This window comes from Arthrobacter sp. NPDC080031, from assembly GCF_040702485.1.
Taxonomy (GTDB): Bacteria; Actinomycetota; Actinomycetes; order Actinomycetales; family Micrococcaceae; genus Arthrobacter.
Genome location: NZ_JBFBLA010000002.1, coordinates 19,971 through 38,431, shown reverse-complemented (window position 1 = coordinate 38,431; position 18,461 = coordinate 19,971). Strand labels below are relative to the sequence as shown.

Sequence of the window (18,461 nt, the reverse complement as noted above, 5' to 3'; positions counted from 1 at the left end):
TGTCCCGTGGGGACCGCGGCAAAAGGGACCCGGCAAGGAGAACCTCGGCAGCACGGAAACAGGGTTAAACAAAGCGGCTCCTGCGATTCGTGAATGAATCGCAGGAGCCGCTTTTATCCCGGCCCGGAAATCCGGGCCAGTGGCAATTAGTTGCCGGTCAGCTTCTCGCGCAGAGCGGCGAGGGCCTCGTCGGATGCCAGGGTGCCCGCGTTGGACTCGGTGGCAGCCGGCTCGGAGGAGTAGCTGGTGGTGCCGGAGTCGCTCTCGCCGGAAGCGGCAGCAGCGGCGTCGTCAGCAGCGTGCTGGGAAACCTGCTTCTTGTGAGCTTCCCAACGTGCCTGGGCGTCAGCGTACTGCTGCTCCCAAGCGGCGCGCTGCGTCTCGTAGCCCTCGAGCCATTCGTTCGACTCGGGGTCGAAGCCCTCAGGGTACTTGTAGTTGCCCTCTTCGTCGTACTCAGCGGCCATGCCGTACAGAGCCGGGTCAAACTCGGTGCTGTCGGCGTCAACGCCCTCGTTAGCCTGCTTGAGGGAGAGGGAGATGCGGCGGCGCTCGAGGTCGATGTCGATGACCTTGACGAAGAGCTCGTCGCCAACGGAGACGACCTGCTCAGCAAGCTCAACGTGGCGGACAGCCAGCTCGGAGATGTGAACGAGGCCTTCGATGCCGTCTTCGACGCGAACGAACGCACCGAACGGAACCAGCTTGGTGACCTTACCCGGAACAACCTGGCCGAGGGCGTGGGTGCGGGCGAAGGTCTGCCACGGGTCTTCCTGCGTGGCCTTGAGGGACAGGGACACGCGCTCGCGGTCCAGATCCACTTCGAGAACCTCGACGGTGACTTCCTGGCCAACCTCGACAACCTCGGACGGGTGGTCGATGTGCTTCCAGGACAGCTCGGAAACGTGAACCAGACCGTCTACGCCGCCAAGGTCCACGAATGCACCGAAGTTGACGATGGAGGAAACGACGCCGGGACGAACCTGGCCCTTTTCCAGCTTGTTGAGGAACGTGGAGCGAACCTCGGACTGGGTCTGCTCGAGCCATGCACGGCGGGAAAGAACAACGTTGTTGCGGTTCTTGTCCAGCTCGATGATCTTGGCTTCGATCTGCTGACCGATGTACGGAGCGAGGTCGCGGACCCGGCGCATCTCGACAAGCGATGCGGGCAGGAAGCCGCGCAGGCCGATGTCGAGGATGAGACCACCCTTGACAACCTCGATGACGGTACCGGTGACAACACCGTCTTCTTCCTTGACCTTCTCGATGTCGCCCCAGGCACGCTCGTACTGAGCACGCTTCTTGGAGAGGATGAGTCGGCCTTCTTTGTCTTCCTTGGTGAGCACCAGGGCTTCGACCTGATCGCCAACGGAGACGACGTCCCCGGGGTCAACGTCGTGCTTGATGGAAAGCTCGCGGGAAGGGATGACACCTTCGGTCTTGTAACCGATGTCGAGCAGGACTTCGTCGCGGTCAACCTTGACGACGATACCTTCGACGAGGTCTCCGTCGTTGAAGTACTTGATGGTGGCGTCGACAGCTGCGAGGAAGTCCTCAGCGGTACCGATGTCGTTGATCGCGACTACGGGGGTACCGGGCTTCTCGGTGGAGGTGATGGTCATGTAGTAGGGGCTCCGTTGTGGATAGAGTATCGGTCAGGCAAACCGCCCGCTTTCCGTCGCCGGTCCGCAGGACACGGCAAAACGCCGGGTCATCCTGAATTGTGGATTCTAAATTTGCGCGCACGTAGTATGCGCCCGTTCATTCTAGTCGTTCGCCGCAAGGAGGGTCAAAGCGGCAGCGTGTCACCGAGCCGCGCGAACGTCACGCCACGGTCCAGCAAGCCTGGAAGGGCCCGCGCATATCCCTCCGCGGTGCCGCCGGCAGGCTGGTTGAAATGCGAGATCACAATCTGGCCGGCGCCCTGTCCCGCACCGATCTTGTTCACTTCGCCCGCGACCGTCGGAGCCGGGAAGGTCGCGCCGCCGTCGCCGTTCACCGTGAAGCTCACCGGGACAAGTCCGAGGGCATTGGTGATCGACACCGCGACGTCGTCGTAGTAGGCAGTTCCCGCCCGGAAGAAGCGGGGGGCCTTGCCGCAGAGCCGCTCCATGACATCCTGGTTGCCCATGATTTCGTCATAGACTTCGCCCGCATTGGCGGTGCCCGGGATCCCGTATGCCGGGCGCCCGTTGACCGATAGGGGCTGGTGCCGGAAGCCGTGGTTGCCGAGCTCGAACAAGGGATCGGCCGCGAGCTCGGCTGCCAGCCCGGGGTTGGCCTTGATCCAACGGCCGTTGACGAACAAGGTGGCGGGAACGTTGAGCTTGCGCAGGGTCTGGAGCAAGCGTTGATCGCACTCCGAGCCTTGGGGGCCACCGCAAGCGTCGAACGTCAAGACCGCATGCGTGGACGGGGTTTTCGAGACCACGCCAGTGACGGCGAGCCCCCATTCGACGGGCTTGCGCCCGGAGAATTCGGCCACAACCTGGGACCTCGACGGCGGTTCAGGCCGCGTTTCGGGCACGACAGGATGCTGGCCCGCCTCTTCCACGACCGGTGTTGAAACCGGAGCCGGGACAGGCGCCGGCGCCGCCGCCGGTTGTTGGGCGCAGGCGGCCAGTCCGGTCATCGCGAGTCCGGCGGCAGCCGCCAGCAACGACCTCCGGCCCGGCAGTCCCGATGGACCGAAGGAGTGGCCCTCCGGCTGGAATTCCCCCATGGAATCCTTCTTCTGTTGTAGATCCTGCGTGTGGTTTGTGCCTAGAAATGCGTCAGGCAATGGGCTGGACGTTCGACGGCGAACATGTGCCCGGCAGCCAAAGCTGCTCCCGGCGTGTGCTCCCGGATCCGGCCTGCCGAAGCCAAGATTACAGGACTGACGGCACCCAGATAGACAGACCCCAAATCCGTGACGTCCATGCTCAGGTCCGGGCTCCCGCCACGCGTCTGCCTGACCGTGGCGACACCGCCGTCGGACGTCAATTCCCACGTACCGTCGGCAAAATCGAGCGCGTCCCGGATTTGCAGCACCAAGCGTCCATCGGTGCCGTAGCGGCGGGCCGACAAGGCTGCAGGGACGTCCAGGACGCGCAACCACAGCATGTCGCGGTAGTCGGAAGACGTGACGCAACGTCCGTCCTCGAGCGCCCACACGAGGGGGTCTTCAACGGGAGCTTCAGGCCAGGAGACCTGTTCGACAAGGTCGATGCTGCCCAGAAATTGCCACAGCTCCAGGTACGCGGAGTCAGTCGCGGCGACAAGGTCCACGATTTCCACCGTGTATGGCTTCGTGTCCCAGCCGGCGAACTTGTAGGACACGTACCCGTCAATGCCGCCGTCCGGTCCGTAGTGGAGCGCACATTTGATGGCCTTGTCTTCACTGCCGTCGCGCTTCATGGCCCCGGACACATGGTGGCGGTAGGAGTCCTGCCTCACGATGGACCCGGGCGTACGGCGGTGAACCCGTTCGAAAACCTCGGGCGCGAGGTCGAGAAGAACTCTTGGGTCTGCGATTTCCACCCGGCCAACGGGCTCGTGCATGATGCGGAATTTCGGACCGGTGTCCACCTTGATGCTCCGCTCGAAAGTTGCGACGCCAAATCCAAAGCGGCCGTAGATGGACGCCTCGGAGGCGGTCAGGGCGGCCAAGGCGAAGCCATCGTCCTTGGCATCGGCGAGATCCGCGGTCATCATCCCGCGCAGGATGCCCTGGCGCCGATGCGTTCCGCGGACTGTGACAGCGGTGATCTGGCGCGTCCGTAGTTCCTGGCCGAAGCCGATATTCAGCTTGTTTTCCAGCGTTCCAAAGGTCGCCACCGGAAATCCCGGGTCGAGCGCATGCAACGGAGGTTCGCCGTTGACGTAAACGCCCGTCAACTCACGGTTGTCCGCCTGGTACATCGCGAGAATCTTGTCGATGAGCTCATCGCTTCGTTGCTCGTCGTGGAATCCGAAGCCGACGGCCCGGATCCACTCACGTGCTTGTCCGTAGTCCGGGTTCTCCTTGTCGACGGAACGAAAGCGCTTGACGTTGTATTTTTCGTTGGTTTCCTTGGGATCAGCCACGCCCCGAGCCTAGCCAGACGGCAAGGGGCACGCCACCTTATCAGCGGCGTGCCCCGTCCCGGCCCGCAACGCGGGCCTGTGCGCCTGTTAGTGCCCGGCGTCGTACCAGCTGGAGCCGACTCCAAGCTGGACGTCCAGCGGCACCGAGAGCTCGGCTGCCGTCCCCATCTGTTCGGTCACGAGCTTTTCGACGGCTTCCCGTTCACCATGGGCAACCTCGAGCACGAGTTCGTCATGGACCTGCAGCAGCATCCGGGACTTCAGCCCCTGGCTGGTCAGCTCGGCCGAAACGCCGAGCATCGCCCGCTTCATGAGGTCCGCCGCCGAACCCTGGATCGGCGAGTTCAGTGCAATACGCTCGGCGATCTCGCGGTGCTGGCGGTCCGTGCTGGTCAGGTCCGGAAGATAGCGGCGGCGGCCTTCGATCGTGGAGGTGTAGCCGTCGATCCGGGCCTGCTCCACCACGCCACGCAGATAGTCGCGCACCGCACCGAAGCGGTCGAAGTAGTCCTTCATGAGGGTCCTGGCTTCGTCGACGGAGATTTCCAGTTGCTTGGACAGGCCGAACGAAGTCAGGCCGTAGGCCAAGCCATAGGACATGGCCTTGACCTTGGAACGCATGGCACTCGTAACCTCTTCCGGTGCCACATTGAAGATGTGCGAGCCGACATAGCGGTGCAGGTCCTCACCCTCCTTGTACGCCTGGATGAGCCCTTCGTCGCCCGACAGATGCGCCATGATACGCATTTCGATCTGCGAGTAGTCGGCCGACAGCAGGCATTCGTAGCCCTCACCGACGACGAAGATCCCTCGGACGCGACGACCTTCCTCACTGCGCACCGGGATGTTCTGCAGATTGGGATTGTTCGAGGAAATACGCCCCGTGGCGGCGACGTTCTGGGCGTACGTGGTGTGGATACGGCCGTCCTCGGCCACCGATTTCTTGAGCGTCTCCAGCATCTGGGCCAGCTTGGAGGATTCCCGGTGGGCCATGAGCTGCACCAGGAACTCGTGGCCGGTCTTCTCCAGGAGGGTCTTCAGCGAGGCGGCGTCCGTTGTGTAGCCGGACTTGATCTTCTTGGTTTTGGGCAGGCCAAGCTCTTCGAAGAGGACTGTTTGCAGCTGCTTGGGCGAGCCGAGATTGACCTCGTGGCCAATTGCGGCGAATGCCTGGTCCTGCGCGTTGTCGATCACTTTCGCGAGGTCCGCGAGCTGTTCGTCCAGTCGCTCCGTGGAAATGGCAATGCCCGAGAGTTCCATCTGGGCCAAGACCCGCGCGACCGGCAGCTCCAACGTGGTCAGGAGCGCTTCAGCCTTGCGTTCGGCGAGCTCGCTTTCGAAGTGCTTGCTCAGTGCGTGCACGACGGCGGCCTGCTGGACGAGCGCGCCGGCCGCGGCCCCGTCCGGCCCATCACCAAGATCGAGTTCCAGCTGGCCGGTTTTCGCCGCCGCAGCCGTGACAGTGATCCTCAAGTGGTGCTGGGCGAGCTCGGCGAGCTCGTAGCTGCGGCGGTCCGGCTGGATCAGGTAGCCCGAAATGGCAGTGTCGTCCACCACCCCTTCCAAACCAAGTCCACGGTGGTCCAAGGCCTTCAAGGCATCCTTGAACTCGTGCATGACCTTGGCCTCTTCGGGGTCCCGCAGCCACTTGGCCAGGACAGCATCGGCCGCCGCATCCAAAGACGACAGCTCGATGTAGGCAGCCCCGTTGGACCGCACGATGGCAAGGGCATCGGCGTCGTCGCCAATCCGTCCCGGAACCAACTGCACGGCGACGGCGGCACGGCTCCCCGCACCCGCGGCGAAGAACTCTTCCAGGGCGGCGGCGTCCTCCAGGATCGTGTAGTCGGGCGCGTCAATGGTTTCGGGAGGCGCGCCGGCGGTGTCATCGCCATAGAGATCGAACAGCCGGGCGCGGAGGGTCCTGAACTCGAGGGTGTCGAAGAGTGTCTCGATCTCCTGGCGATTTGGACGCGGCTCCTCAAGTTCCGCGAGCGTGACAGGGAGCTCAAGGTCGCTTAGGAGCTTGTTGAGGCGGCGATTGCGCTTGACGGCGTCGATGTTTTCCCGGAGGGCTCCACCGACTTTGCCGCCAATGGAATCCAGGTTCTCCAGGATCCCGTCCAGGCCGCCGTAAAGGTTGATCCACTTGGCTGCGGTCTTGGGGCCGACGCCGGGAACGCCCGCAAGGTTGTCGGCGGACTCCCCTACCAGCGCGGCGAGATCGGAGTAGCGGGACGGTGGAACGAAGTACTTTTCTTCGATGGCTGCCGCGTCCATGCGGGGAATATTGGAAACGCCCTGTTTCGGGTACAGGACGAACACGTTGTCGGTGATGAGCTGGAAAGCGTCACGGTCTCCTGAGACCAGGAGGACTTCGTAGCCTGCGGCCTCGCCCCGTGCCGCGAGTGTGGCGAGAATGTCGTCAGCCTCGTAACCGGGCATCTTGATGGTCTTGATGCCCCACGCTTCCATGACTTGATCGATGAGATCGATCTGCCCGCGGAATTCGGGCGGCGTCTCGTTGCGGCCAGCCTTGTATTCGCTGTACTCCGCCTTGCGGAACGTCGTGTCGTCCGAGACATCGAAAGCCACCGCGACGTGGGTGGGCTTCTGGTCCTTGATGAGGTTGATCAACATCGAGGTGAAGCCATGGACGGCGTTGGTGTGCTGGCCCGAGGATGTGGCGAAGTTCTCGGCCGGCAGGGCATAGAACGCCCGGAACGCCATCGAGTGACCATCAAGGACCAGGAGCCTCGGCTTGCCACCTGCCCTGGCGCCCGCAATGGTTGTTGAAAGCTCTGGTGCCGTCGCGGTGGCAATTGATGTTGCCGTTGCGGTGGCAGTTGAGACTGGCGCTGGCGTTGACGTTGGAACTGAGTCCGGTTTGGTTGTTTCGCTCACAGGTGCCAGCCTAGTTGCCATGATGGACAATTTCACGCCGGGCCCGTTCACTGACGAACTCAATGCGGCGGGAGTTCCGCAGGAGTTGCACGGATGGCTTTCCCGCTACGGAGTGGGGTCGCTCGTGGTGAAGATGGGCATCAAGTTCCTCGAACTGGGCCCGGAACGGACTGTCGCCACCATGCCGGTGGAGGGCAATACCCAGGTTGCCGGCATCCTCCACGGCGGCGCCCATGTGGTCCTCGCCGAAACCTTGGGATCCTTCGCGGCGGCCTTGCATGCCGGAGCCGGACGCCACGTGGTGGGAATCGAGGTGGGCGCAACCCACCACCGCTCCATAGCGAGCGGCCTGGTCACGGGCACGTGCACGGCCATCCATTTGGGCGGCACCCTCGCCACCCACGAAATTGTCATGACCGACGATCACGGCCGACGGCTGTCAACCGCCCGGATTACGAACATGATCCGGGAGAACAGGGCCCGCTGACCCGGCACGCGCGGGGAACCTGTAGCGCAGCTCCACTGCCGCGCCCCCAAGGGTGCGGGAGGAGATCAACTCGAGCGGCGCCGTCGGGCTCCCGACAGGCAGCAATCGCTTGCCGGAACCCAAGGCGACAGGGATGAGGGTGACAATCATCTCGTCCAGCAGGCCGGCCTTGGCGAACTGGGCCACGAGGTCTCCACCACCAACCAGCCACACGTTCTTGTCACCGGCGTCGGCAACCAGGTCCGGTGCGAATTCCGCAACCTCGCCGCGCGCGAACGTGACGTCCGCGCCGGGCGGCGCGGCGTATTCGCGGTGGGTGAAGATCCAGCATGGAATACCGGGATAGGGCCACTTGCCCGGCTCGTGTTCCATGAGCCAGCGGTACGTCTGGCCGCCCATGGCAATGCAGCCGATGCCCGCCATGAAGTCTTCGTAGCTTTCGGTGACGCCCTCGGCCTCTTCGAACTGGAGCAGCCAGCCGAGATCGTCTTCTTTCGTGGCGATGAACCCGTCAAGCGAGGACGCCACGTAGTACTGGAAATCCGCCATGGCCCCACCCTACCCATGAGGCAACGGGGTTCACAGCAACTTCGTGAAGTACGGGACGATCAGGTAGATCCCGAAAAGCACGGCGATTCCGCAGGCCGCGAAGCACGCATAGGCGAGGGAGCGGACCATGGCCGGCGACTTCTGCCGGGCGTCGCCGGCGATGGCAGTGAGGCGGACACCGAGCGAATACAGCACCACGAGGAGCACGGCAGCGACCAGAGTTGCGCCGGCTACCTGCACCAGATCCAACCACTTCATGCCTGGATGTCCTTAATCAAGCTTTTGCCCGGATTCTGTTTTTTGGCGTTCTTTTTGCGGAAGCGGACGGCGGTGCCGGCTTCCTCGACTTCGACGGCGTTGTGGTGGCCCACGTGCGACTTCCTCGAGTAAATGAACATATAGACGACGACGGCGGTGCCCACGAGTGCAGCGATAACGGCGCCGACAGTGCCGGTGCCGATGAGGAACGCCGTCAAGGCGCCCACGATGGCAGCCGCAGGGAGGGTGAAGAGCCAGCCGGTGGCGATGCGCCCCACTGTTCCCCAGCGCACCGTGGTGCCCTTGCGTCCGAGTCCCGAGCCAATGACCGAACCGGAAGCCACCTGCGTGGTGGAAAGCGCGAAGCCCAGATGGGAGGAAGCAAGGATGGCCGAAGCGGTGCTGGCTTCCGCCGAGAAGCCCTGCGCCGGCTTGACGTCGGTCAGTCCCGAGCCCATGGTCCGGATGATGCGCCAGCCGCCGGCGTAGGTTCCGATGGCAATGGCGAGTGCGCAGGCCCCGATGACCCAAAGCTGCGGGCCGCTTCCGGCGGGCTGCGTTCCGGCGGCGATCAGGACGAGGGTGATGATGCCCATGGTCTTTTGCGCGTCGTTGGTACCGTGGGCCAACGCGACAAGGCTGGAGGTGAAGATCTGGCCGGTACGGAATCCGCCGCGCTTCTGGGTCAGTTTGTCGCCGGTTTCGGGGTCATGCCGGGACGTCAGGGCGTAGGCCAGCTTGGTGCACAGATAGGCCACGGCACCGGCGAGCAGCGGCGAAAAGATGGCCGGAAGAATCACTTTCTGGAGCACGGTGTCGAAGTTGACGGCGTGGAAGCCGATGCCGACGATCGCCGCACCGATGAGCCCGCCAAAAAGCGCGTGCGAAGAACTGGACGGCAGTCCCTTGAGCCAGGTGAACATGTTCCACAGGACGGCCCCCATCAGCCCCGCGAAGATGATCTCCGGCGTGATGTGGATGCCGTCCGTGCCCTCGCGGATAAGGCCTCCCGAAATGGTCTTTGCCACCTCGGTCGAGAGGAACGCGCCCACGAGGTTGAGCACCGCGGCCAAGGCAACAGCCGTCTTGGGCTTGATGGCACCCGTGGCGATCGGAGTCGCCATCGCGTTCGCCGTGTCGTGGAACCCGTTGGTGAAGTCAAAAAATAAGGCCAGCGCTATGACAAGCGCGACCATGAAGGTGATTCCCACCTTGTGCCCAATCTGCAGAGTCGACGATGCGCAGTTCCACTTCCCCGGGCCTGCCTGACGAAAAACAGTTCAGCAATCGTTCATCTGACTGCACTGGCGGAATTAACTATGGCGGGCGTGAAACCTTAAGAATCCTACGTGCCATTGCCGGCATGGCCAAACATCGAATCATCCAAGGAATTGCCGAACAGCCGCGATATCGCTCCGTGACAGGCCCCGCCGCGGGTCCGGTGAGATCCAAAGCACACGGTTGCCAAGGAATTCGGCCCAGGAGCGGGCAGCGGCTTCATGGTTCAGCTGATCGTCCATCCACACGATGCGTTCGGCTCCGGATTCCTGGACGTCCTTTTGCAAAACGTCCAGCTTCCACCAATCAGCGGTCTGGTCCCACCTGTCGCTCGTCAGGACGGGCCAGTGCTCACCGCGGAGGCCGATTGCCGGGCACAGGAATTCGGGCGCGAGCCGCTGCCAGCTCGTCAGCCAGACAAACCTGGCCCCGGGACGGGCAGCCAGCTCATTGAGCTCGTCAACCAGTTCGGAGGCGTAAACGACGTCCAGGATTCCGGCGTCGGCGATTTTCCATTCAGTACCCCAATCGGTGAAGCCCTTGGGACCGAAGGGGTTCACCACGCCGTCGACGTCCAGATACAGCGACACCGTGGTCATGAAGCCCCCTCCCCGACGTGCCAACAAGGCCAGCGTAAGGCAAGCGCTGCGTGTCAGTGCAGTCCGGTGGCGGCTTGCCGCGTGAGTTGGCGTGCGGGATTGCCGCCGAAGATGCTGTGAGCCGGGACGTCTTCGCCCTTCATCAGGAACGAGTCGGCTTCGAGCTGGGCACCTTCGTGCAGGGTGGTTCCATAGTGGACGAACGCGCCCACTCCAAGGGTGCAGCCGGGACCAATCGTGATGGCATCGAGTTTGAATGCGCCGTCCTCCATGGAATGGCACTGAACGCCGGAGTGGACGTTGAGGGTGCAATAGTCCCCGATGGTGACGAGGGTCCTTTCGGGGATCCCGCAACCGTCGTCGAAAACCTTCTTGCCCATCCGGATCCCCAACATACGCCAGATCACGGGTTTGAAGGGCGTGCCATTGAACATTTGCACGATGCCCCCGGCGCTGAGCTTCCAGAAGCGCTCATGCCGCCAGAACGGCACTTCGTAGATGGAGCAGGAAAGGGGTGAAAGTCTTCCGAAGCCGAGGGATGCCCGCTCCACGAGGACCGCCAGGGTGTTGGTGGTGATGACCATCGTTCCCAGCCCGGCCAGGGCTCCGAGGCCGCCTGCCGCGGGGAGGAAGGCCTGCGATGCCCAGGCGGCCATGAGAATCACGTAGAGCTCGACCCAGCGGCCCAGCAGGTAGAGCAGGAGCGTCACAGCGTTGTGGCGGTTCTTTGCCGGGATCCGCCGCCGTAATTCCTCTGCCGTCCTGAACCGGTCGAAGGCGCTGTCGCGGTCCACTGTGCGCGGGATTTCAAAGGGTGGAGAGCCCAGGAGGCCAACGCCCTCGCGGAGCGGACCCTCCAAGGGCACCATGGTCTTGGTCCCCAGGAGGCAGTTGTCGCCCACCCTCGCGCCGGCGGGATAGGCGATGTTGTTGCCGAAGAAGCTCCTGGCCCCGATGACGGCCGGCGAGAGCCGGAACGCGGTGTTTGAATAGTCGGCATTGATGATGGATAGACCGTCGGAGACCATGGTGCCGCTGCCGACCGTAGCCAGCGTGGGGCTGTCGTGCTTCAGCCCGACGCCGAAATTGGATCCCGTCTGCACCAGGTCCGGCTGGTGGTAGCCCAGGACTTTCAAGTAGTGCACGATCAGGGAACTGTCCCCCGTGAGTTGGAGGAGCGACTTGAGGTTTGTCAGCCGCTGAATGGTCCGCAGGAGTCCGAAGCGCGGGCCATAGAGCGGGTAGTCCTTCCCGGGGGCCAGGAACAGCGCCAGCAGCCTGGGAAGGGTGGCGACGAGGGCGAAGGCGGCCAGGATGCTGCCGAAGAGAACGACGAACGAGACCAGCAGAAGTGCCCCCCAGAATCCGGGCTGGGCAGGGTTTGCATCGCCGGCGGGAAGGGAGGCGAGCAGGATGTCAATGGCTCCGATTCCGAGGGACGACACGAGCACCACATGGTTCACGATGGTCCAGAATCCAAAGGTGAACCGGCTGCGCGTGCCGCTGCCGGACTGCCCGTCCAGCCGGTAATCGGTCCCGGCAGGCCCGGCCGGTGAGCCATTCCAGGCGGAGCCCGCAGGAACGCGCTGGAAGCGGTGCAAGGAGGAGCTGTGCCCCAGTTGGGCGTTGTCGCCCATGGCGGTGTCTATGTCCAGCGTGGTCTGCTCGCAAACCAGGACGTTGCGGCCGAGGGTGACTGGCCCTGTCTGGATGCGGCCGGCGTGGGCACGGTAGCAATAGAAGGTGGAGTCCTTTCGGATCACCGTGTCCGCCCCGACCGTCAGCAGGTCGGGGCAGGCGGGAATCCTTGAGGAGAGGATGGTTACCCGGGGGCCGATCCTGGCCCCGAGTGCGCGGAGATACAGCGGGAAGACCGGCGTTCCGACGAACATCCGGACCGGGCTTGTGGCGAGCAAGGTCTTGACGAACCAGAAACGGACGTACCTTTTGGACCAGAGAGGGAACTCCTCGCTCTTCCATCGGCCGACGAGGGCCCATTTGAGCACAACGGGCAGGACTGCCAGGGCCACGAACGATATGGTGCCGACGACGGCGGAGCGCACCAGGAGGTCGCCGGGCTGCCGGGACCCGCCGATCCACTGCTCGCCGGCCAAGGGGATGAGCAACGCCACGTACGCGTAGGCCAGGGCGGCGATCGCCTGCAAAGCCCCGCACAGCAGGTACTGGCCGGTTCCGACGCGCAGGAAGGGTTCCGCCACAGCAGCTTCCCGGCCCCCGGCGCCGGTCCCCGGCAGCGCCTCGCCGTTCGCGGCGTCCAGGGCGGCCGCCAAGGCGGCGATGGTCGGATGTGCATAGATGTCGCGCATCGAGACTGAAGGCGGGTTGGCTTCCTTGCGGACGTTGGCGCAGAAATGAGCCAACAGCAGGGAATTTGCCCCGAGGTCGTTGAAGAAATCGGCGGTGGTGGAGACTGACGTGAGCTGGAGTGCCGCAGCCAGGGCCGGGGCCAGGATCCGTTCCGTAGGAGTTACCGGCCCGGTGTCGGCGGAGTCTGTACTGACCGCGCGCGGGCCGGAGGGATCTGGAAGCCTGCTGCGGTCCACTTTCCCGCTGACCATCATCGGCATGATCCCGAGGGGCTGGAAATAGCCCGGCACCATGTAGGCGGGGAGCCGTTCGCGCAGCCAGGCGCGGAGCTCGCCTCCTTCCATCTTGGGTGCGTTCCGGTGCAGCGTGTAGTAGGCGGCAAGTTCCGTGATTCCCGGTCCGGGCTCCCACGTCTTCACGACTGCCATCGCTATCCCGGGCATCTGCAGAAGGACGCTTTCGATTTCGCTCAGCTCAATCCGATAGCCCCGGACCTTCACCTGCGTGTCGGTGCGGCCGTGGTACTCGATTTCGTCCTGGTCGTTGAACCGGCCGAGGTCACCGGTGCGGTAGATGCGATGGGACGGGTTGTCCGCCAGGCCCAGGAAATCGGGAATGAATGCCTTTTCTGTCAGTTCGGGCCGGTTGATGTAGCCCCGGGCGAGCCCGATGCCGGCCAGCCCGATTTCGCCCAGTTCGCCGCGGGGCAGTGCGCGGTCCTGGACGGGATCCAGGATGACCGCCGAATAGCCGGGCAACGGTTTGCCCAGGGTCACGGGCTTGCCGGGCTCCGCTGTGCCCCACGTGGCTGTCACGGTCGCTTCGGTAGGCCCGTAGACATTCAGGAAACGCCGGCCGGGCCGGTGCCACCGCTCCACAAGGTCTTCTGGGCACGCTTCACCGGAGACGAGCAGGAACCGCAGCCGGGGCATGTCGTCGTCGAGCGTGGCCAGCAGGGTCGGCACGCAGCAAAGGGCGGTGATGTTCCGGGCCTCGATGAACTCGGCAAGATCCGGTCCGAGGAGGTTGTTCCCGGGCGGCCGGGGCACCAAGGTGGCCCCGACCATCCAAGGCACCCAGATCTCCTCCACGGAGAAGTCGAAAGCCGTCGTCATGCCTTGGTAGACCCGGTCCCGGGGATCGTACCCATAGGTTTCGGCGGCAATCCGCACGAAGTGGCAGATGCTGGCATGGGCGATGGCCACTCCCTTGGGCCGTCCCGTGGATCCCGAAGTGTAGATGATGTAGGCCAGCCCGTTGTCCGGGGATGCCTGCCCCGCCCAAGCCAGGCGGGAGGATTCAAATGCGGCGATACGGTGGTCCTCCTTGTCCACGCGAACGGCCAGCTCCGCAGTCCCGGGCGGGAGGCTGTCCGCGAGGCCGGAGACAGTCAGGAGCATGGTGACGCCGGCGTCTGCGGCGATATAGGAAATTCTCCCTGGAGGGAACATCGGGTCCAGGGGCACGTAGACGGCGTGGGCCTTGAGGACCGCAAGCATGCCGACATAAGACCGTACCGGGTCATCGAACAGGAGCGCGATTCGGTCACCGGGGCTTACCCCGCGGGCAAGGAGATAGCGGGCGAGCCGGTTGGCCCGGGCGTCCAGTTCTTCGTAGCTGAGCGAACCATCCGCCGTTTCCACAGCAGGATGACGGCCGCGGCCTTCGGCCCGTTGCCGGTCGCACCGGTTCTCGAAGAGCTCCTCAAGCCGCTCGCCGGGGCTCCATCGGATCGTGTTGCCCAGTCCTGAGTTGCCCAGTCCTGCGTTATCCAGTCCGGCGCCGACCAGGACGGGGGCGCCGTCCCTGAGCTGGACCAGGGAACGGGGGCGTGTGGCCGCTCCGCCGGACGTCCGGCCCGGGTCCACGTGCCTTCCCATGTTCGCCTCCTTGTCCTGGCCTTGTGTGCGGCGTTACCGGGGCGCGCTTGTCGCGGTCCTGTGTTCTGCCATGGCACTTTGTTCGGCAATGGCAGACAGAAGGAGCCGGCAGGCGGCGTCGACGAGTTCTTCCGTGATGTTCAGTGGAGGCAGGAGCCTGACCACGCAATCGTCCCGGCCGCCGCATTCGAGTATCAGGCCCCGCTCCAGGGCATTTCGCTGCACTGCCCGGGCCAGGTCTCCGGCAGGCCGGCCGGTATCCGGATCGGCGAACTCGATCCCCCACATCAGGCCGCGGCCGCGCACCTCGCGCACCCAGGGGTTGCCGGCCAAGGGGGCGAGAAGCCGGGCAATCTGCGCGCCGCGCCTGCGGACGTTGCCGAGAACGTCGTCGCGCCGGATGATCTCCGCTGCTGCGGCCCCCGCGGCGAATGCCAGCTGGTTTCCGCGGAATGTTCCCGTGTGGGCGCCGGGGAGCCAGCGGTCGAGGTCCTTGTTGTAGATGATCAGGGCAACCGGGAGTCCGATTCCGCTGAGGGCCTTGGATGCGACGATGACATCAGGCTCGATCCCGTATTGCTCGAACGCGAACCAGGTTCCGGTGCGCCCGCCCCCGGTCTGGATCTCATCGATAATCAACGGGATGCCCAGCTCACGGGTCACCCTGCGCACGGTTCTGGCGAATTCGGCGGTGGCCGGTACCACTCCTCCCTCGCCTTGGACCATTTCCATGATGACGGCTGCGGGAAGCGGAATTCCCCCGAGCGGGTCTTTGAGGGAATGTTCCAGGAATTGGACGCAGTTGGTCGAACAAGTCTCCGGGTGCAGGCCCAAGGGACACTGTGCGCAGTAGGAGTAAGGGAAGAAGTGCACTCCGGGCACCCCGTTCGCCACCGCTTGCTTCTGTTCAACCAGTCCGGTCAATGCCATCCCCACGGCGCTGCTGCCGTGGAATGCCCCCTGGAAGCACACGATGTCCCCGCGCCCGGTGGCCGTCTTGCACAGTTTGACGGCAGCATCCACGGCGTTCGCACCGGTCGGTCCGCAGAAGTGGATCTTCATCCGATCGGCAAGCCCCCAGGGAAGCATGGACAGCTGCGCCGTCGTGAAGGCATCCTTCGCCGGCGTCGGGAAATCAAGTCCGTGGCTCAATCTCCGCAGTTGTGCGGCCACCACCTCAACCAGTTCCGGATGGCTGTGCCCGAGGGACAAAACCCCGGCACCGGCGAGGAAATCAATAAAGACATTGTCATCGACGTCCCGCACGAAGGCCCCGGAGCCCTCGGCAATCGCGATGGGAAGATGCCGCGGATAGGTGCGGGCATTGGATTCGTTGCGTTCCTGATGCGCCAGCAACTCGGCAGACCTGGGTCCCGGAAGGGGCCCGGTTACATGTGCCGAGGTCAAGGTAGCCTGCTGCGGGAGAGTGTTCATGGCGATCGGGTCCTTATCCCGGGGATCCGCGGAGGCGGATCAATGATCGAGTCCATCCCGCGGCCGTGCTGGGCGACGCGGGGAGGATGGAGTTGCAGGTGCTGCGGCCCCGCTACGGTGCTTTAGTGGCCTCCTCTCCTGCATGATCCGGCCCTGCAGAGTCCGGCACTGAAGAGTCCGGTCCCGCATGGTCCGGTCCTGCATGGTCCAGTCCGAAGGCCGAACGCACAGCCCGCTGTGCGTCTTCGAGCACGGCCGCGCGGACAGCAACGTCGATGCGCGTATCCGACGCCGAGATCAGCTCGGTCCCGGCTCCTGCGTCCGAAAGGGCCGTGAAGAGCCGGGAAACGACCTGCCCGTCAGTACGCATGCCCAGCCCGATCAGTGACAGCTTGCCGATCTGGCCGTCGTACTGGAGGTCCACGAAGCCAATGGCCCTCCGGGCAGCGGACAGGGCGGCACGGACACGGAATCCGTCCGGGCCGGAAACCGCCAGCGAAATGTCGCTCCCGCCGGCGCGCGCGGACGAGGCGCATTGAACGGCCATCTCCACCCGGGCGCGCACATCGGCAAGAAGCCCGAAGATTTCTGCCGACTTTCCGACGCCGTCCGCGACGCCCATCAGCGTCAGCTTCGCCACGGACTTGTCGCAGAGAACCGCAGAGACCACTGGCTGCTCAACGGCCGGAGCCCTGTCCCACACCGGCTTGTGGTCCCATTCCGCCTCCTGGTCCCGGCCCGGCAGGATCAAGGTTCCAATACGCCGGTTGAAAGAGGAGCGCACATGGATAGGGACGCCAAAACGGCCCGCATACTCAAGGCATCTGGCATGCACGACTTTGGAACCGGACGCAGCCAGCTCCAGCATTTCCGCGGTTGAAATGACGTCGATTTTCCGCGCGCGGGGAACGACCCGCGGGTCGGCGGTGTACACGCCATCGACGTCGGTATAGATCTCGCACATTCCGGCGCCCAACGCCGCGGCCAAGGCGACGGCCGTGATGTCCGAACCGCCCCGGCCGAGCGTGGTGACCTCTTTCTTCTTGAGGCCCTTGCCCTGGAACCCGGCGACAATGGCAACTTCTTCGCGCGCCAAGCATGCACGGATACGGTGCGGGTCAACGTTGACAATGTGCGCCTTGCCGTGGATGCCATCGGTTATCAGTCCAGCCTTTTTTCCGCTGAAGGTCCGTGAAGGAACACCCAGGTCGGACAAGGCAATCGCCAGCAGCGTCACGGAGATCCGTTCGCCCGTGGTCAGCAACGTGTCGAGTTCGCCGGCGGGAGGACTCGGGCTGAGGGAGACGGCCAGGTCAAGCAGTTCGTCTGTAGTGTCGCCCATGGCCGAAACCACGACCACCAGAGGATGTCCGGCCTGCCGAGTCTCAGCGATCCGCCGGGCCACTCGCTTGATGGCCGCTGCATCGGCTACGGAGGAGCCCCCGTATTTCTGCACTATGAGATCCCGGGCCCGAAGCTCGGTACGCGCACGTAGCGCCGCCTGTTCGAGGCCGGGGAAGCGTTTTGGTCCGTCCGCCTCCGGATGCCGACCGTCTGCTCGTAAATCCCGGATGCTGACTGTCTGCTGGTACATGGAGCCTCCTGGCGCCCACATCCCCCCTTGCCGATTTTACAACGTACAAACCTCACGAGCGGTTCACTTGGGCAACAAAAAGTAGCCTTAGGAACGACGTCAAGGATACCGAATAATTCACTATCTTGACGTTCGTCACGTGAGTGATACGCTCAATGCATGGAAAACCGCGCCGGCAACTCCCAAGACAGCATCAGTGCCCAGAGCATCAGACCCCTCGAGGATTCGGTCCGCACCGACTTCAGCCAGGCCATGTCCTACGGCGGGTACCTGGACCTTGACCGCCTCCTCACCGCCCAGCACCCGTTGAGCACCCCGGAACACCATGACGAATTGCTGTTCATCATCCAGCACCAGACCAGCGAACTGTGGCTCAAGCTCGTCCTGCATGAACTCCTTGAAGCCCGCCGCCTCCTTGATGCGGACAACCTTGCCAAGGCCCTCAAATGCATCGCACGCGTCAAGGCGATCCAACGGACCATGACCGAGCAGTGGTCTGTCCTGGGCACCCTCACTCCTCGCGAGTACTCCGAATTCCGGCGCTTCCTGGGCAGCTCGTCGGGCTTCCAGTCCCACCAGTACCGCGCCGTCGAGTTCCTGCTGGGCAACAAGAACCGCGGCATGCTCCGGGTTTTCGAGAGCGATCCGGCGGCGCACAGCCAGCTCAGCACCCTCCTGGAGGAGCCGACCCTTTACGACGCCTTCCTCGCGGTGCTGGCGCGGGCCGGTTATGCCGTTCCCGCCGAAATCCTCGAACGCGACACCAGCGAACCGTGGACGTTCCGGAAGGACCTGGTCCCGGTCTTCCAGGAGATCTACGAATCGGAAGCCACGCCATGGGGTTTCTACGAGGCCTGCGAAGACCTCGTAGACATCGAGGACAACTTTCACGCCTGGCGCTTCCGCCACTTGCGTACGGTGCAACGGACCATCGGATTCAAAGTGGGTACGGGCGGCTCCTCGGGCGTCGACTTCCTCAAGCGGGCCCTTGACCTGACCTTCTTCCCCGAGCTTTACGCCGTCCGCACCGAGATCGGCAACTGAACAGCAATCCAGTCCCGGCAACCCATCAGCTTCCTTCA

The 18,461-nt window shown here is 64.0% G+C and carries 13 protein-coding genes; 2 read left to right on the top strand and 11 right to left on the bottom strand.

From position 1 onward, the window contains the following. Positions 1-146: 146 nt before the first annotated feature. The 4 genes from rpsA to polA all read right to left on the bottom strand — a co-directional run bounded on the left by rpsA (position 147) and on the right by polA (position 6,798). Positions 147-1,622: a 30S ribosomal protein S1 gene (rpsA, locus tag AB0323_RS02025; protein WP_184735405.1), complete on the bottom strand. Its 1,476-nt coding sequence runs from the start codon at positions 1,620-1,622 to the stop codon at positions 147-149. Between the two features lie 167 nt (positions 1,623-1,789). After that, positions 1,790-2,722, bottom strand: a complete 933-nt coding sequence (locus AB0323_RS02020; RefSeq protein WP_366175908.1) for a polysaccharide deacetylase family protein — start codon at positions 2,720-2,722, stop codon at positions 1,790-1,792. Positions 2,723-2,763: 41 nt separating this feature from the next. Next, positions 2,764-4,068, bottom strand: coding sequence for a GNAT family N-acetyltransferase (locus AB0323_RS02015; RefSeq protein WP_366175907.1), 1,305 nt, complete (start codon positions 4,066-4,068; stop codon positions 2,764-2,766). A gap of 87 nt (positions 4,069-4,155) precedes the next feature. Further along, positions 4,156-6,798 (bottom strand): DNA polymerase I, encoded by a 2,643-nt coding sequence (gene polA / locus AB0323_RS02010; protein WP_366176068.1) that lies wholly within the window; start codon positions 6,796-6,798, stop codon positions 4,156-4,158. 193 nt (positions 6,799-6,991) lie between these two features. On the opposite strand from polA, the gene AB0323_RS02005 reads away from it, so the two are divergent. Beyond that, a complete protein-coding gene (locus tag AB0323_RS02005; RefSeq protein WP_364534309.1) occupies positions 6,992-7,459 on the top strand; it encodes a hotdog fold thioesterase in 468 nt (155 codons plus the stop codon). Here the strand turns inward: AB0323_RS02005 and AB0323_RS02000 are convergent. The 7 genes from AB0323_RS02000 to AB0323_RS01970 all read right to left on the bottom strand — a co-directional run bounded on the left by AB0323_RS02000 (position 7,412) and on the right by AB0323_RS01970 (position 17,379). Beyond that, on the bottom strand, positions 7,412-8,008 hold the full coding sequence (locus tag AB0323_RS02000; RefSeq protein ID WP_366175906.1) for a dihydrofolate reductase family protein: 597 nt from the start codon (positions 8,006-8,008) through the stop codon (positions 7,412-7,414). The genes AB0323_RS02005 and AB0323_RS02000 overlap by 48 nt on opposite strands. Before the next feature lie 30 nt (positions 8,009-8,038). Further along, positions 8,039-8,266 (bottom strand): hypothetical protein, encoded by a 228-nt coding sequence (locus AB0323_RS01995; protein WP_366175905.1) that lies wholly within the window; start codon positions 8,264-8,266, stop codon positions 8,039-8,041. After that, positions 8,263-9,477 carry an inorganic phosphate transporter gene (locus AB0323_RS01990; protein ID WP_366175904.1) on the bottom strand — a complete coding sequence of 405 codons (1,215 nt, stop codon included), beginning with the start codon at positions 9,475-9,477 and terminating at the stop codon, positions 8,263-8,265. The genes AB0323_RS01995 and AB0323_RS01990 overlap by 4 nt, the downstream gene beginning before the upstream one ends. 168 nt (positions 9,478-9,645) lie before the next feature. Further along, a complete protein-coding gene (locus AB0323_RS01985) occupies positions 9,646-10,143 on the bottom strand; it encodes an HAD domain-containing protein (protein ID WP_366175903.1) in 498 nt (165 codons plus the stop codon). A gap of 53 nt (positions 10,144-10,196) precedes the next feature. After that, entirely contained in the window at positions 10,197-14,351 is a 4,155-nt protein-coding gene (locus tag AB0323_RS01980) for a Pls/PosA family non-ribosomal peptide synthetase (RefSeq protein ID WP_366175902.1), read from the bottom strand. A 33-nt stretch (positions 14,352-14,384) separates the two neighbouring features. Then, the gene (locus AB0323_RS01975; protein WP_366175901.1) at positions 14,385-15,785 is read right to left on the bottom strand and encodes a diaminobutyrate--2-oxoglutarate transaminase family protein; all 1,401 of its coding nucleotides are present in this window, start codon (positions 15,783-15,785) and stop codon (positions 14,385-14,387) included. A 112-nt stretch (positions 15,786-15,897) separates the two neighbouring features. Continuing rightward, entirely contained in the window at positions 15,898-17,379 is a 1,482-nt protein-coding gene (locus tag AB0323_RS01970; protein ID WP_366175900.1) for an aspartate kinase, read from the bottom strand. Between the two features lie 159 nt (positions 17,380-17,538). Between AB0323_RS01970 and kynA the strand changes: the two genes are divergently transcribed. Further along, positions 17,539-18,423, top strand: coding sequence for a tryptophan 2,3-dioxygenase (gene kynA, locus AB0323_RS01965; protein WP_366175899.1), 885 nt, complete (start codon positions 17,539-17,541; stop codon positions 18,421-18,423). Positions 18,424-18,461 lie beyond the last annotated feature (38 nt).

What these genes read in the sequence shown, in the direction of transcription:
- rpsA (WP_184735405.1), bottom strand. Translation starts at nt 1,622, where the DNA reads ATGACCATCACCTCCACCGAGAAGCCCGGTACCCCCGTAGTCGCGATC.
- AB0323_RS02020 (WP_366175908.1), bottom strand. Translation starts at nt 2,722, where the DNA reads ATGGGGGAATTCCAGCCGGAGGGCCACTCCTTCGGTCCATCGGGACTG.
- polA (WP_366176068.1), bottom strand. Translation starts at nt 6,798, where the DNA reads ATGGCGTTCCGGGCGTTCTATGCCCTGCCGGCCGAGAACTTCGCCACA.
- AB0323_RS02005 (WP_364534309.1), top strand. Translation starts at nt 6,992, where the DNA reads ATGATGGACAATTTCACGCCGGGCCCGTTCACTGACGAACTCAATGCG.
- AB0323_RS02000 (WP_366175906.1), bottom strand. Translation starts at nt 8,008, where the DNA reads ATGGCGGATTTCCAGTACTACGTGGCGTCCTCGCTTGACGGGTTCATC.
- AB0323_RS01995 (WP_366175905.1), bottom strand. Translation starts at nt 8,266, where the DNA reads ATGAAGTGGTTGGATCTGGTGCAGGTAGCCGGCGCAACTCTGGTCGCT.
- AB0323_RS01985 (WP_366175903.1), bottom strand. Translation starts at nt 10,143, where the DNA reads ATGACCACGGTGTCGCTGTATCTGGACGTCGACGGCGTGGTGAACCCC.
- AB0323_RS01980 (WP_366175902.1), bottom strand. Translation starts at nt 14,351, where the DNA reads ATGGGAAGGCACGTGGACCCGGGCCGGACGTCCGGCGGAGCGGCCACA.
- AB0323_RS01975 (WP_366175901.1), bottom strand. Translation starts at nt 15,785, where the DNA reads ATGAACACTCTCCCGCAGCAGGCTACCTTGACCTCGGCACATGTAACC.
- AB0323_RS01970 (WP_366175900.1), bottom strand. Translation starts at nt 17,379, where the DNA reads ATGTACCAGCAGACAGTCAGCATCCGGGATTTACGAGCAGACGGTCGG.
- kynA (WP_366175899.1), top strand. Translation starts at nt 17,539, where the DNA reads ATGGAAAACCGCGCCGGCAACTCCCAAGACAGCATCAGTGCCCAGAGC.